The 15,026-nt window shown below is 45.2% G+C and carries 14 protein-coding genes, 1 pseudogene and 1 riboswitch; of the genes and pseudogenes, 10 read left to right on the top strand and 5 right to left on the bottom strand.

Going from position 1 to position 15,026, the window contains the following annotated elements:
• The first annotated feature begins 122 nt into the window (after positions 1 to 122).
• The 8 genes from PBN151_RS14470 (at position 123) to PBN151_RS14440 (ending at position 7,988) form a co-directional block, all read left to right on the top strand.
• Positions 123 to 1,604, top strand: coding sequence for a protein adenylyltransferase SelO (locus PBN151_RS14470; protein ID WP_072729530.1), 1,482 nt, complete (start codon positions 123 to 125; stop codon positions 1,602 to 1,604).
• Between the two features lie 410 nt (positions 1,605 to 2,014).
• The gene (locus PBN151_RS14465; RefSeq protein WP_072729529.1) at positions 2,015 to 3,181 is read left to right on the top strand and encodes a bis-aminopropyl spermidine synthase family protein; all 1,167 of its coding nucleotides are present in this window, start codon (positions 2,015 to 2,017) and stop codon (positions 3,179 to 3,181) included.
• A gap of 20 nt (positions 3,182 to 3,201) precedes the next feature.
• On the top strand, positions 3,202 to 3,732 hold the full coding sequence (locus PBN151_RS14460) for a GNAT family N-acetyltransferase (RefSeq protein ID WP_072729528.1): 531 nt from the start codon (positions 3,202 to 3,204) through the stop codon (positions 3,730 to 3,732).
• 51 nt (positions 3,733 to 3,783) lie between these two features.
• Positions 3,784 to 3,948: a hypothetical protein gene (locus tag PBN151_RS31310; RefSeq protein ID WP_175560715.1), complete on the top strand. Its 165-nt coding sequence runs from the start codon at positions 3,784 to 3,786 to the stop codon at positions 3,946 to 3,948.
• Positions 3,949 to 4,197: 249 nt separating this feature from the next.
• Entirely contained in the window at positions 4,198 to 4,830 is a 633-nt protein-coding gene (locus PBN151_RS14455) for a TetR/AcrR family transcriptional regulator (RefSeq protein ID WP_072729527.1), read from the top strand.
• A gap of 43 nt (positions 4,831 to 4,873) precedes the next feature.
• The gene (locus PBN151_RS14450; protein ID WP_072729526.1) at positions 4,874 to 6,097 is read left to right on the top strand and encodes a cytochrome P450 family protein; all 1,224 of its coding nucleotides are present in this window, start codon (positions 4,874 to 4,876) and stop codon (positions 6,095 to 6,097) included.
• Between the two features lie 193 nt (positions 6,098 to 6,290).
• A complete protein-coding gene (locus tag PBN151_RS14445) occupies positions 6,291 to 7,196 on the top strand; it encodes an AraC family transcriptional regulator (protein ID WP_072729525.1) in 906 nt (301 codons plus the stop codon).
• Positions 7,197 to 7,199: 3 nt separating this feature from the next.
• Positions 7,200 to 7,988: a class I SAM-dependent methyltransferase gene (locus tag PBN151_RS14440; protein WP_072729524.1), complete on the top strand. Its 789-nt coding sequence runs from the start codon at positions 7,200 to 7,202 to the stop codon at positions 7,986 to 7,988.
• A gap of 49 nt (positions 7,989 to 8,037) precedes the next feature.
• Here PBN151_RS14440 and PBN151_RS14435 read toward each other — a convergent pair.
• The 3 genes and pseudogenes from PBN151_RS14435 to PBN151_RS14425 form a co-directional block, all read right to left on the bottom strand.
• Positions 8,038 to 8,696, bottom strand: a pseudogene (locus PBN151_RS14435) (hypothetical protein).
• A gap of 89 nt (positions 8,697 to 8,785) precedes the next feature.
• Positions 8,786 to 10,537, bottom strand: coding sequence for an adenine deaminase (gene ade, locus PBN151_RS14430; protein WP_072729523.1), 1,752 nt, complete (start codon positions 10,535 to 10,537; stop codon positions 8,786 to 8,788).
• A gap of 162 nt (positions 10,538 to 10,699) precedes the next feature.
• Positions 10,700 to 10,801: riboswitch (purine riboswitch) on the bottom strand.
• A 247-nt stretch (positions 10,802 to 11,048) separates the two neighbouring features.
• Entirely contained in the window at positions 11,049 to 11,447 is a 399-nt protein-coding gene (locus PBN151_RS14425; protein WP_072729522.1) for a hypothetical protein, read from the bottom strand.
• Between the two features lie 505 nt (positions 11,448 to 11,952).
• On the opposite strand from PBN151_RS14425, the gene PBN151_RS31940 reads away from it, so the two are divergent.
• Complete coding sequence (locus tag PBN151_RS31940) at positions 11,953 to 12,279, top strand: hypothetical protein (RefSeq protein ID WP_227774677.1); 327 nt, start codon at positions 11,953 to 11,955, stop codon at positions 12,277 to 12,279.
• A 141-nt stretch (positions 12,280 to 12,420) separates the two neighbouring features.
• On the opposite strand, the gene PBN151_RS14415 is transcribed toward PBN151_RS31940, so the two are convergent.
• On the bottom strand, positions 12,421 to 12,738 hold the full coding sequence (locus PBN151_RS14415) for a magnetosome magnetite crystal formation protein family (RefSeq protein WP_072729521.1): 318 nt from the start codon (positions 12,736 to 12,738) through the stop codon (positions 12,421 to 12,423).
• A gap of 554 nt (positions 12,739 to 13,292) precedes the next feature.
• Complete coding sequence (gene clpP, locus PBN151_RS14405; RefSeq protein WP_072729519.1) at positions 13,293 to 13,871, bottom strand: ATP-dependent Clp endopeptidase proteolytic subunit ClpP; 579 nt, start codon at positions 13,869 to 13,871, stop codon at positions 13,293 to 13,295.
• A gap of 240 nt (positions 13,872 to 14,111) precedes the next feature.
• Here clpP and PBN151_RS14400 point away from each other — a divergent pair, with 240 nt between their 5' ends.
• A complete protein-coding gene (locus PBN151_RS14400; protein ID WP_072729518.1) occupies positions 14,112 to 14,849 on the top strand; it encodes an RNA polymerase sigma factor in 738 nt (245 codons plus the stop codon).
• The last annotated feature ends 177 nt before the right edge of the window (positions 14,850 to 15,026 follow it).

Below are 15,026 nucleotides of genomic sequence, written 5' to 3'. Positions count from 1 at the left end.
TTTCGGTGATTTATCTATCTTTACCTTGGCCGCATGCTTTCCTGAACAGGTATAATAAATATACGTTAGCAAACCCTAACAGCACGATACATACGAAATAGCAGGAATGAAAAGGAGATCCAATGAACGAGAAGCCTTCTAATTTAGACGCAGGATGGAACTTTGACAACAGTTACTCCCGCCTTCCACATTCATTTTACTCCAAGCTGAATCCAACTCCTGTACGAGCGCCGGAACTTAGTGTTTTGAATGAATCGCTCGCAGCCTCCCTCGGATTGAGTGCAGAAGCATTAAGAAGTGAGTATGGCGTAGCTACGCTTGCCGGCAATACGATTCCAGAAGGGGCGCTACCGCTCGCCCAGGCTTATGCTGGCCATCAATTCGGGTATTTCAATATGCTGGGGGACGGAAGAGCAATTCTGATTGGCGAACATATTACGCCTACGGATGAACGATTCGATATTCAATTGAAAGGCCCCGGCAGAACCCCATATTCACGAGGCGGTGATGGTCGAGCCGCCCTCGGGCCGATGCTGCGAGAATACATCATCAGTGAAGCGATGTACGGTCTTGGCATTCCAACGACACGCAGCTTAGCGGTAGTGTCCACCGGTCAAGGAGTCATACGTGAATCAGAGCTGCCGGGCGCGATACTCACTCGTATCGCTGCGAGTCATATACGAGTCGGGACATTTCAATACGTATCCAATTGGTGCGGTGCCGAGGATTTGCATACTTTGGCTGATTATACGCTGAACAGGCACTTCCCAGGAGCAGCAGACAACAGTGACAACCGATATTTGATCCTGCTCAAAGAGGTTATAAAACGCCAGGCATCGCTCATCGCTAAATGGCAGCTTGTCGGATTCATTCACGGAGTCATGAATACGGACAATATGGCGATTAGCGGTGAAACGATTGATTATGGCCCTTGCGCCTTCATGGATGCGTACAATCCAGACACCGTCTTCAGTTCCATTGATCGAGAAGGCCGCTATGCATATGGCAATCAGCCGAATATTGGCGGGTGGAACCTTGCCCGGTTCGCGGAATCCATCTTGCCGCTGCTGCATGACAACGAGTTGAAGGCCGTGGAATTGGCCGAGGAAGCCCTGAATGAATACTTTGAGTTGTATCATGGTCACTGGCTGACTGGTATGAGAGCAAAGTTAGGCATATTCAATGAAGATGAGCACGATGAAGCCTTGATTGACGAGCTGCTGAATCTGATGCACAAGCACCATGCTGACTATACCAATACGTTTCGTGCATTGACCCTCAATACGGGCGAGAAAGAGTCATCTTTATTCGCTAGCACCGAGTATGGACAATGGCATGAGCAATGGCAAGCAAGACTAGCCAAACAACCGCAATCCAAGGAGCAGTCACTTCAGCTTATGCGCAGCAGCAATCCAGGCGTCATACCGCGTAATCATCGAGTTGAAGAAGCATTGGATGCAGCGTCGCAGGAAGGGGATTTTAGCGTGATGAAGCGACTGTTGGATGTTCTCGCGAATCCATTTGCGTACTCTGCGGATCAGGATGAATACTGCAAATTGCCGCCTACGCCTTCCCGTCCTTACCGGACTTATTGCGGCACGTGATAGACAGCACGAGCAGAAACTTGACATGTATATTTACAAGGTGTTACGATAAATGCATAAATTTTCTAGGGAGAGATGTTGATGTTGGCGGTCGTTCTTAACTAATCAAATTCCATAGTGAGGTATATGTAATGCCAGTGAGAAGTGTTGCTGCTTAGCAATATTTATTTGCTGTGGATTTGCGTACCCTCGGAATTAGTTAAGAACAACGGATATCATACTTGCCTTAGGTCATAAGTATGCCTATTTATTGAACCCGCATCCGTGCTTCTTGAAGCACGGATTTTTGCTTTATTTGGGGGCTTATTTAGGTATCAATCAAGTAGGGCGTAGAATGACGTTTGTTCATTCTGCGCCTTTTTTGTGTGCCATGAATGAGCGTCATTCCGCCACAGAGGAGGAATGACACAATGCGCAATTTTATCGACATCGCAAATGAAGGCGTACGCTTGGAAGAAGGGATCACTGTTATCGAGCAGCTCTTGTTGGAATGTTATTTGAACCCTGGAATCTCTACCAAAGAATTGGCCCGGAAAGCTCTTATTCCGATACCAACTGCTGCTGCTGTCAAACGGGAACTTATCAAGGTCGGGGCCATTGTTCAGGATAAAGGAGCACGCTGTACCGTGAAAGGAAAAGCATGGGTTGAGGAACAATGGGGATATCTCGGAATCCATAGAAGCCTATATCAAGAGCTGATGGCTTTCGAAAATGGGATTCATTCCGATCTGCACCATGTATTAGCCGATTTGCGGGAAATCATGAAGTATCGTCCACAGGCCGATACTCGAATCGATCAATCCAAATGTACACCGGAGACTAGCTTACGCAGAGCAGTGCTTTGTTTGAAGCAGCAATTCTTAATTGGGAAACAGATTATGTGTGTGGGCGACGACGATTTGGTTAGTGTATCAATTGGACTGCTGCTTCAAGCTCTATTCCCTAATGGGAGACATTCCAAAACAGCAGTGCATGTCGTTGACATGGATGAGCGATTTTTACATTACATTCATGATGTGGCACAGCACAAACGATTGCCGATTCAATGCATCTATCACGATTTAAGAGAACCACTGCCGGCAAACTTGCAAGGGAAGTTCGATTGTTTCTTCACAGATCCCCCGTATACGCTGCAGGGGATGAGCCTCTTCGTATCTCGAGGTATTAGCGCACTGCGGAAGAGAAAAGGCTTGCCGATTTTCTTATCCTTCGCACATAAGTCACCTGATTACATGTTTACGATGCAGCGTGAGTTCCTAAGAATGGGGGTGACGACCAGTGCAACAATGCCGCGATTTAATGAATACGAAGGAGCAGAGATTATCGCGAATCGGAGCCAGATGATCATTCTCAAAACGACTGAGCGTACCATACCGGATTGCTCAGGGACATTTGAGGATGCATTATACACAGGTGAAGTGAGGCAGACGATGCGAACGTACAAATGTAAACAGTGCGGGAACAAGATCACGGTTGGCTGCCAATGTGATATCGCAACGATAGAGCAGCTCAAGCACCGAGGCTGCCACTCATGCGGCAACGATACGTTTGATTTCATGAATAAGAAAACATTTTGATATATCAAGAAGGAGGAAACATGAACATCATCATTCGAAAAGAAACACAAGCAGACTACCAAGTGACTGAATCCGTTGTGAAACAGGCATTCGACTCATTGGAATTCAGTGATCAAAAGGAACATGAATTAATATCTCGTATCCGGCAATCCGACGCATTCATTCCGGAGTTATCCTTAGTCGCTGTTCTCAGTGATCATATCGTCGGTCACATCCTGTTATCTCGAATAACAATTCGTGGAGATCAGCACACCGTAGATTCACTTGCCTTGGCTCCCGTATCCGTGTTACCGGAATACCAAGCTCTCGGAATTGGAAAGAAGCTGATCCGTGAAGCACTGCAACTAGCTGTACAGTTGGAATACAGTTCTGTAATCGTATTGGGTCATCCTCAGTATTATCCGAAGTTTGGCTTCAAGAAGGCCTTTATATGGGGGATACAACCGCCATTTGAAGTGGCTGACGAGGTATTTATGGCATTGGAGCTGCAAGAGCACGCTCTGGATCACGCATCCGGGGTTGTGCAATATCCAAGTGTATTTTTTGAATAAATGGTCGTTCTGTCCGGTATGCAGATGAGCAGGCCAGGTAGCGAGTCATACATGGGAGAGTCAATGATGAGGTACCCAATTGTCGTGTATGATGCGAAATACCATGAACGATTAGTAGACATATGGCTTCGTAAGAAAGGGCGTTCAGCTCTCGACGGAACAGGCCGACCTTTTCCATTGCTGCATCTAGAACTAAAAAATGATCCATCAGGTTAAGCTTTTATATCGAAATAGAATCATGTAATTCTATTGCTGGTGAAATGATAAACGAAGTAATCGGGTGTTTTATATTCATATTTTATCTTTTGATGTTCAAGTCAGTCTCCTCAAAGGAGTTGGCTTGAACTCTTTTTGACTTGAGATTAATTTCACAATAATTCAAGATGATGGACGTCATATTTGGATTGATTCATCATATGATCGATACTGACCGAAAGGTTAGTAAAAAGTGAAGGAGGAGTAGCTTTGCCTGTAAGGCTCTACGAAAGAGAAAAAGTGTTGCAGGCCTGCATATCCGTATTCGCGAGCAATGGTTATAAAAACACTTCGACCGGGATGCTGGCTGAAGCAGCCGGCACATCGAAGGCTTTAATATTTCATCACTTTACTAGCAAGAAAAAGCTGTATTTCAGCTTACTGGATCATTGCTTTGAAAAGCTATTCAGCGAAATTCAAGCGGATTGCATATTCGATAACAAGGATTTTTTTGAGGCTATAGATACGATCAGCCGCTTAAAACTCAATTACTTTCGCAAACATGCCAATGAGTACAAATTGGTGTACGAAGCTTTCTATTTAACGCCTGATGAACTGAAAGAAGATATTGAGCTGAAGTATGGGCACGAAATTGCCATAAGGTATCAAGAGTGGGAACGATTATTTGAAAAAGTTCAGCTGCGAGAAGGCGTTCAGCGCAAGCAAGCTTTTGAGCTAATCAAGATTACGCTAGAGCATTTCCAAAGGAAGTTTATTGAGGAGCTCAAGGATATTGATAACATTGAAGAAGAATGCCTTAATGTCTTGCTTGATGAGATGAAAAGCTTCTGCTGCATGATCCGTCATGGAATTGCATCGGACACGACTGACACGAATGCATGACCCAATGATTATGGAAACGGCGAATGTGAAAAGGAGCGAAAATATGAAGAGATTAACGAGTGACGACTTTATCTCTACGGAACCAATGCACGATGTCGTCTCATTTTATGCGAAATTTTATGAGCAGCAGGAACCGCTGTACCGCCTTGATAATTTTTTTGGCATGGGGGAAGCATGGCTCGCATTTCGCCACGATGATGTTGTTGCAATATTGAAAGACCCGCGCTTCATCAAAGACATCCGCAAGCTGACACCAAGGGAACAACCCATAGAGGAGAACGTATCCGTGAATGCCTTGATGGAATGGGTAATCAACATGCCGAATATGCTCACTGTTGATCCGCCCGATCATACCAGGCTGCGCAGGCTGGTATCCAGAGCCTTCACCCCCAACATGATTGAGGAGCTACATCCCCGTATTCAGCAGATTGCCGATGAATTGCTGGATGCTGTGCAGGAGCAGGGAAAGATGGATCTTGTATCGGATCTTGCCTATCCGCTTCCTATCACCGTCATTTCGGAAATGCTTGGCATTCCCGTCGCTGAGCGAAGCCAATTCCGAGAATGGACGCGTACACTTGGGCAAGCCTCACTGGATCCGAAGGAAAGTGAGGCGGTTGTTGCCACACTGAATGAATTTATTCAATATATTCAATTACTTCTAGTCGAGAAACGCAAAAATCCTGGGAACGATGTAATCAGCAGTCTCGTTCAGACCTATGACGAAGGCGATCAATTAAGCGAGAATGAGCTCCTATCGACCATATGGCTGCTTATCTCCGCCGGACATGAAACGACATTCAATCTGATTGCGAATGGCACGCTGGCTCTGCTTCAGCACCCTGATCAGATGCGTCTGCTCCAGAACGATTCCTCTTTGGTGCCTTCTGCAGTGGAGGAATTATTGCGTTATGCCGGTCCAGTCTTGCTTGGCAACCGCATTGCGGGCGAAGATATAGTGCTTCACGGCCAGACGATCCGCAAAGGCGAAATGATTGTGATCACGCTGAACGGAGCCAACTTTGATCCGCATAAGTTTGCGAATCCCGGTACTTTGAACATTACGCGCGAAGAGAATGAGCACTTAACCTTTGGCAAGGGAATTCATCACTGCTTAGGCGCTCCATTGGCCCGATTGGAAGGTCAGGTTGCTTTCCGCACACTGCTGCGACGACTGCCTAATCTGCGCCTGGCCGTTGCTCCCGAGGAACTGACCTATAACAAGGACTCAATGCGTTCCCTTGCGAGCTTGCCTGTATTGTTTTAGGAACCTCATCAGGGTCGTCAGACTTAAATCGATGTTCATATGTCCCCAAGTTTTGTCGTGTCATTGATACGCAAGCTTGAGGACTTTTGCAAACATACAAGCCTTTAGCAAGATTGGAACAGCATCTATCCCACAGAACAGATACAATAAAGGTAACAACGAACCACTGCTAGAGGAAAGGACAGATTTTGCATTGGATTACAAGGACGATATTCAGCGCAGTATCGAGTATATCGAAACAAATCTAACCAGAGAGCTTACCGCCATTGAAATCGCAGAGCATATCGGATACTCGGTATATCATTTTTGCAGAGTATTCAGCGTCCACCAAGGTATGCCTCTGATGGATTTTGTGCGTAAGAAAAGATTGATTCAGGCAAGGAGAGAGCTGCTCCCGAACCGTAAAATTATCGATATTGCCCTAGATTACGGGTTCGAAACAGCAAGCGGTTTTTCTAAATCCTTCCGCAAAGAATTTGGCTACAGTCCGACCGTCTATCTTACTAAGTTCAAAGCATGGCACTCAAGCAATCTATACATTCATTTGGAGGGAGACAGAATGCACCCTATTTTTGTAACGAAATCCGAATTCAAAGTAGCTGGCTATGGCATTCACACGAATCTGGCGAACGGGTATACGAAAGACATCGCAGCCTATTGGGATACGTATATCGGAGGCAATTTGGAAAGTAAGATGTATGAGCAATTAACTCCGCCGGAGCACGGCGAGGTAGGAATCTGTATCCCCGCATCAGATGAAGGGAATATTGTCTATTTATTTGGCGTTATCGTTAAAGATTATAGCAAGGTTACTCCCGACATGATAACTGTCGAAGTTCCTGAGGCACATTATGCCGTCTTCACAACACCGCCAGTCGATTATTTCGAAAGCGATGCAGCTTATGATGCAGATCCGCTAGCTGCGGCCGTTCAAGCAACCTGGACCTACATTTTCGAGGAATGGTTCCCGAACAATGAGTATGTATACGATGAATCCAAGCTCGATTTTGAATTTTATGATGAACGCTGCCACGGACAGCGCAATGTCGTCATGGATATTTATGTCCCAGTCCTAAAATCTGCTGTACAGGGGGAATAGAGTATGGAGAAGAAATATTATGGAGAATTATGTTCCTTATTTTATGATTTGGATAAGCCGGAAGCGCCGAATGAGCAAATGGACTTTTGGATGTCTTATGCCGATAAGACAATGAGAATATTAGAGCCAATGTGTGGATCAGGCCGGTTTCTACTCCCATTTCTTGAACAAGGCTATCAGATCGATGGATTCGATGTGTCTGCGAATATGTTACATAGATGTATAGAGAAGCTCTCAACATTAGGCTTCAGTACACGTATTGATTTATGTGATTTCAACAACTTTGAGACGTCGATTGCGAAGTATGATCTTATCTTTATTGCAGCCGGATCATTTTCCTTACTTACGGAGCGGGACGAGGTTATCAATGCTCTCCACGTTATGAAGAATTGCCTCACTCCAACAGGTCGCATCGTATTAAGCATTGCATCCGACCTTCCTTATCGGGGAATTGGGCAATCAAGCGTAAATCAAGAGCAATTCGAGTTGGCAGCGTTCGAGGAAGGCAGGAGGGTAGGGAAGGACTCCGTAGAAGTAGCCCTGCGAAGCAAGCATGCTTACGATACGGATCAACAAATTTTGTACTCGATGATTTCCTACGAGTTGTACATCGATAATAGGCATGTTCGTACCGAATGCGAGGACTTTCATTTGAGACTGTATCAACCCAATGAATTCGACCGCATCGTTGAGCAATGTGGGTTCGTGATCGCTCATAAATATGCCAATTTAGATAAAAATAATGTTGATTTCCAGCAGGCAGAAGATATCTATTACGAGCTTCATACATAAAACGTCAAGGGTGGCTTAATCCTGCAGCAGGAAGGCCGCCCTCATCGGTTCATGCAACAATGTATGGATTGCTCGTATCATTATTGTTCACAATGACATCTGCGCACAGTTGTGGAGGTGTTCCTCAATATACAGCTGGGATGCTGCATGATATCGATTCACAAACACAGCTTCCGCCTTCTCATAACTTCCGAAAGCAAGTGCCTCCCGCAGTGCCCCTCTATTTCTAGCAATTGCATAATCCGTATCTACAAACACCTTGAAATCGAAGAGCGTCCGCAGCTCCTTTTTCAGTAAGAAGGTTCCATCGATGATTACAATCAAATCCTTGGCTGCTAATTGCAATTCTGGATTCACATATACATCCTGAGCTAGATCCAATGAGATTGTCTGGTAATACAGGCTACCATTGGGGCCGAGGGGAACGAGAAGCTTTTGTTTGAATGACTCATAATCATGAGCATCCTCGTAATATCCGGTTGCAGAATCCTTGCCTTGTCTGTAGCGAATTTGCCTTGGATGATGAAAGTGATCAATACTAGCTCTAATCACGCGACTTTGCCTACAATGAAGTTCCTCAGCTAGCTCATTTGCAAGTGTTGTCTTCCCAGATGCAGTGATTCCACTAATCCCCACACGAATCGGATGGTCTAATCTCAAATCTACGATTCGATCCGCGATTTCAGCGATTAACTTTCTTCGCAACATATTGCTCCTCCTTATGTGATTGAGCAGCATCCATTCTTTTATTTGCAGGTCGAAAACGTGTGGGAATGGGATGGTGATATCAGATTGATTTATGAATGAGCGGACACTGGAATATGCGTAAAGCTAGCAAAATCGAACAAGCCCATATCAGTCAACTTCAGTTCCGGAATAACCGGCAAGCAGAGGAATGACAAGGTGACAAAAGGATTGAACTCCTTAGAAGCGCCAATGTGTGCCAATGCATCATTGAGACGCTCCATCCGATCAAGTACCTCCGTGTATTCGCCCTTCGCCATCAATCCTGCCAATGGAAGCTCGATCGAAGCGAGGACTTCGCCCTGGCTTACCACAACCAAGCCGCCCTCTAAGTCACGCAGCGCCTGAACGGCTGTCAGCATATCCTTATCGTTACTGCCGGCTACAACCAAGTTGTGCGAATCATGTGCTACGGTAGAGGCAATCGCTCCGGATTGTATGCCAAATCCCTTCACAATGCCTAGTCCAACACAGCCAGTATGGTGATGTCGCTCGAACACGGCGATCTTTAATTGATCCTTCTTGGTAGAAGGGCAGAAGTACCCATTCGCTACGTCTACTTCCTCGATAAGATGTGTCGTGATTAGACTATTCGGATTAATGCCGATAATGTGGCAGTGTCGTTCTGATTCACCCAGTTCAATTTGCAGATCATGCTCCGTAATTTCAGACAGATGTACGGTCTTCAATAAAGGGGCAGGGATATCAGCTGCTTGGATCTTCGGCCCTGTATACTGGCCATTCTCGCCGACTAAGCTTCCGCCTTTGTACACCTGAGCAATCGTCAGTTCCTGCAAGTCATCCAACAATAACAGATCTGCCTCGTACCCTGGGGCAATCGCACCCTTCGCATGCAAGCCGAAGCATTCAGCTGCATTCAGAGAAGCCATCTGAATCGCTTGCAGCGGGTCAAGACCGTATCGAATAGCAAGGCGTGCATTATGATCAACGCTGCCCTCATGGAGCAGCTCATCCAAGTGCTTATCGTCGGTACAGAACACACAACGGCGGGCATTGCTCGCTGTAACAGCCGGGATGAGCGCCTCAACATCCTTCGCAACCGATCCCTCGCGCAGCATGACATACATACCTCTGCGCAGTCTTGCCTTTGCTTCCTCAGCTGTCACACATTCATGGTCATTGCGAATGCCTACAGCTCGGTACACATTGATAGCTTCTTCATCTAATCCAGCACCATGGCCGTCAATCAGCTTGCCGTGCCGATGCGATGATAACAACTTGTCCACCATATCCGCATCACCACGGCGTACAGAAGGGTAATCCATCACTTCCGCTAATCCTAGGACGCGTGGGTGAGTGTAGAAGGGTTCCAGACTGGCAGCATCCAGCTTCGCTCCGGCATGCTCGAATGGCGTACAAGGGACACACGATGGGAGCATGACAAAGACGTCCAGCGGCAGATTTTCAGAGGCATCGAGCATATATTGAATGCCATCCGCTCCCGCAACATTTGCAATCTCGTGGGGATCTGTAATGACCGTCGTAACTCCATGCGGAAGTACAACACGAGCGAATTCGGATGGCGTAACCATAGCAGATTCAATGTGAACGTGCGTATCGATGAAAGAGGGTGCAATATAGCGGCCTCTCGCATCGATGACGCGATCTCCTTCATAGCTGCCGCCAATTCCTACGATAATGCCATCTACAATCGCGACATCACCTTCCATAATTTCTAGATTGAAGACGTCAACGATCTTTCCGTTCGTGATGACAAGATCAGCAGACTTCATTCTGCCCGCTGCGGCAATTCGATTGTTCCAATGCTGCTTGCTCCAATTCATTCGAAATCACATTCCTTTTCTCGTTGTATGAATAGTGTGGGGATAAAGCACCCATATAAATACAAAAAAACTTTAGTTCTGATAACTAAAGTTTGACGGTAAGGAGCAAGAACAGCCTGTCCATGATAGATAGAAGAGTTAGCGCTCAATCCGATCCCACATAGCAAGCATTCTTTTCCTCGTAGTCAAACTGTTTACGGCAGCTCGGTAGAGACGATTGGACCATATTTCCAAAGTTATACGAAGAAGTATACGGTTGTAATTCTCTACATTGTATAGGGCGCCATTATTCCCGTCAACCCGGGAGCTTGTTCCTAGCAGATCAATTGTTTGTAATAAGAGGAAGAGAAAACAACAGGAATGAAGAGCAATATAGGTTAAAGAGGAAATGAGTGATGAAACCATAATTGTAAGGCCATATGGCAAATGGGGAAGTAGAAGAACAGAGGTAGTGAGAATCCCTCTGTTCGTTAGTTGTGAAATCATACATTACCATCGTGATATTACAATTCTAATCCTTCAAAGCATATAGCTGCTGTTGATTCACTGGTGACGTAATTACTGCTCCCGCATAGAAATTCAATAATGCCATCATATCTTGCGTACTTTGACTGGAATTGCTGGATAGATTGTTAACCGGCTGTTGAGCTACAGACGACTCAGCATTGCTAATGAATTCACCAAAAGTCTGTTTTGTTTCGCCTAACAATACTTTGCTGCCGTCTGGTCTGACGAGATATTGCCGAATATAGCCGTCTTCACGGGCCGTTACGAGTTTGCCCTTTTTATTCTCTTTTTCATCGGATTCCTGCTTTTGAATTTCCTTCATTGTGTCCGCAAATAACGGCTCAGATTGTGGCTTGGATCGCTTCGCGGCAGGCGGGATTCGATAATAAGATTCAATACGCATCTATGTAACCCTCCATTTTGTATGTTATTAGTAATTTGCTTTCATGTTATCTATCGGAAAATAACAGCTTATTGCTTAATAATTTTGAAAAAAGAATAATGAAGTTATGTCTTGAACCTGGGCAGCACATACAAAACAGGCGTATTTCACCTCTATTTCTAGCTGCTTGACCGCGTCATCTTTCATTATCATTTCATATAATTGTAATGATAGGGGGGGTAATTTTGTGTAATCATGGGTTTGAAGATGACCACTGCAACAGCTCGATGGAAATATTGCAAAGTACTGCTGATATGGCATTCCGTGTTCCTGTATTTTTAAGCCATCCTAGTACACTAAATAATACACAGTTGAGATTTTTAAGTCGCTTAATTACAGAGATTCAGAACGCGCTTCTCTATCCTCGTACGCTGCCCGATACAGAACAGTACCCGGAGAAAACCTTAACGAGTGTACGCCGTATGATCCTATCCAGCTACGGTTTAATTTGCAGCAGGTGTTCGCAATGTATACGCAGACCAATACTGGCTCACAACCACCAGCGCCGTCTTGGGAGGGAGCACCGTTCTTGCAAATTGAACCTTCTATGGCGTATCTATACGGATTGCCTATGCTGTTGATTAAGGAAAAGGGAGTAAACAGTATCGGAATCTGGAATCCCTTAGTTCAACCTTATTTTATTATCGAATGGGATTCGACGAAGCTGCTCAATGATTTCTTCGGAACTGTAGAATGGAAAGAGTTGTTCCAGAACTGGGTCGCTAGGGTTAGAAATGGTTATTTCATACAGACTGAGCCTTCATTCCAATATGAATGTCGGGAAAATCTGTAGAGAATTAAGGAAAATGCTATCATTTGAATATAAATAGGATACGCCACAAAAAGTACCTCTATCCCATTTCGAAAGAGGTACCTTTGTGTAGCGTATATAATTTCAAGTCATGCAGGGCATAAGAATCTGATTCGAAATGAATTAAGAATTGATAACCTGAATCCCTTTGATAATATTCCATACAAAGTAGTACACGCTTATCGCTCCGCATACACAAAATGCGATAATTGCACCGATTCCCCATGCGACGCCAATGTCGCGTACACTAACCCCAATTAAGCCAAACAACATTACCGCAATAATGACCGCGATACTTGGAATAAGGTGAGTCCATAGCGCACGTTTGGCATGGCTTCTTGTTACCGAATCTCCAACAATCCAGGCTAATACAGGGAATAAGATAGGCGCAAAGAGAACGCTCCAGTACGAAAATGCCGATATTACTTTATTTTCTTTCATTTATGTTCACCTCTAGTAGTTATTGTTCTTGTCTTGTTCTGATACATAGATCATACAATAAGACTTTGGCTCTACCTATCGATCAAGCTTTCAATATCATTACGAATTTGTAAGCCTGGGGCAAGTTTCATCATTCGATTCGCCTCGTAGTCCATCCGTTGATTGCTTACATGCATGATTCCTATAATAAGTTCAAGGGAATTCATTTCCAACGAAACTTGTCCATCGCGCTTATGAGACGCATCGCCATACGATAAAAGGTGGGGAAGATCTTCATCTGAGAAGCATCGAGGTTGGCATGAGGCCTGCCCGGGGATGGGTATCCGATTGTCGGGTATCACGATTCTATGAAGGGGGCTGTATCTTGCCGTCATGATTCCGCCATCATATTAGCTTCGCTTATCAGCTGACTCGCTGCTAAGGAAATTATTGATAAAATGCAATTGGAGGAATTACAATCATATCGATTGGCTAGATTTAATAAAGAAAGCAGATCATAAGCGATCAAGCTGACTAATGCACTTGGATAGCAGCTTGATCGCTCATGTCACGTACTACTTGAGTATCTTGTCAATAATCCCATATTCAAGCGCTTCTTCTGCAGTCATAAAGTAGTCGCGATCCATGTCTTTCTCAATTCGTTCGGCGGGCTGACAAGTATGGCCAGCCATTAATTGCACAAGTCTCTCGCGCATCTTGAGAATGCGTTTGGCGCTGATGGCAATGTCGCTTGCCTGTCCTTGAGCGCCTCCATGGGGTTGGTGAATCATGATTTCGCTATTGGGTAGTGCAAAGCGCTTGCCCTTGGCTCCTGCTAACAGCAGAATCGAGCCATAGGAGGCGGCTAATCCTGTACAGATGGTATGAACCTGCGGCTTAATGTATTGCATTGTGTCATAGATGCCAAATCCTGCAGTGACCGAGCCTCCTGGACTATTGATGTACATATAAATGTCTTTATCTGAATCCTCCGCTGCAAGAAGAATGAGCTGCGCAACAACACTATTGGCCAGACTATCATTAATTTCAGAACCGACAAAAACAATTCGATCCTTCAGCAATCGGGAATAGATGTCGTAGGAGCGTTCGCCTCGACTCGTTTGCTCAACAACATATGGGATATAGTTGGACATGGTAATACCTCCTCTGTTTTTCCACTGTGGAATATCCAGAAAACGAATGGATCGCAGCAGAAGATACGGTTCAGAGGACAAAAGTTTTTTTCACAAGGTTGCGTAACGCAATGCATGCTTCATTCGTTTACTGATAAGAAGATAAACCATAATTGCCGCCATGAATGATTCATGTTAGGCATGAAGAAGGCTGATGAAGTGAAAGCGAGAACGAGCGAATGAAGGAGTTGACTGTGAAGGATGACCAATCTAGATCAAGTGCAGAGCGTCGAACAACCTAATCTGAAGCAGTTGAACGACGTACTGAACAGATATTGCCTCTCTCTCACACATTCCAAATGGGATTCTGAGGATCTCGTACAGGATACGTGGGTCAAGATTCTAGCCCGTGACAAGGAGATAGAACACAACAACCCTGAAGCGCTGCTGCTGCGTACGGCTAAGAACGCTTGGATTGACCAAGTACGCCGAAGACATCGATTGGATCAAATTCTGGTAAAGCAGCAGCTTCAATCTCAAGAACACAATAATCCTATACAGGAGAATAGTACAATTGACATCGAAGCCGCCTTCCAATATATGATGACACACTTGTCTCCTCTGCAAAGAACCGTCCTCCTTATGCGCAGCGTACTCGGGTATTCTGTTGCTGACACTGCAAATAAGCTGAAGACAACGGAAGGGGCGGTGAAGGCTGCATATCATCGAGCACGGAAGGTGCTGCTTGATGTGAAGGAAGATGAATACATGGAAGAAGCGGCCCTGCCAGACAATGTGGAAGCTCAAAGCCACATACGGGCACTCGCTATTGCATTTGTCAATGGAGAAGTCAATGAGGTATTGAGACTTGTGCAGGGAGAACAGGATCTCGTTCCTGTATTAAATATGTACTCTAGGTCGAATCAGATGCGTTATAAACAGAAGCAGCGGGATTATAAGCAGATGTTCCACCATTTCGAAGCCTTACTAGCTGCATAAAGTATGCTCGTATGGAGCAATGCAGCATGCTGTTTCTGGATAATCTGTGAATCGCTTAGCCCGCCTCATGCATACACGTCGATATGGGCAAACGTCTTCAGCATGTGACACGTAACATGGAGCTGAGGGCGCTTGCCCGATTCTCCTTTATGAAAAGGTGAGAAGGGGAGCAATTTA

It is taken from the genome of Paenibacillus sp. NAIST15-1 (assembly GCF_001894745.1).
In the GTDB taxonomy this organism is placed as follows: Bacteria; Bacillota; Bacilli; order Paenibacillales; family Paenibacillaceae; genus Paenibacillus_B; species Paenibacillus_B suaedae.
This window is presented reverse-complemented; position numbering and strand designations above follow the sequence as displayed.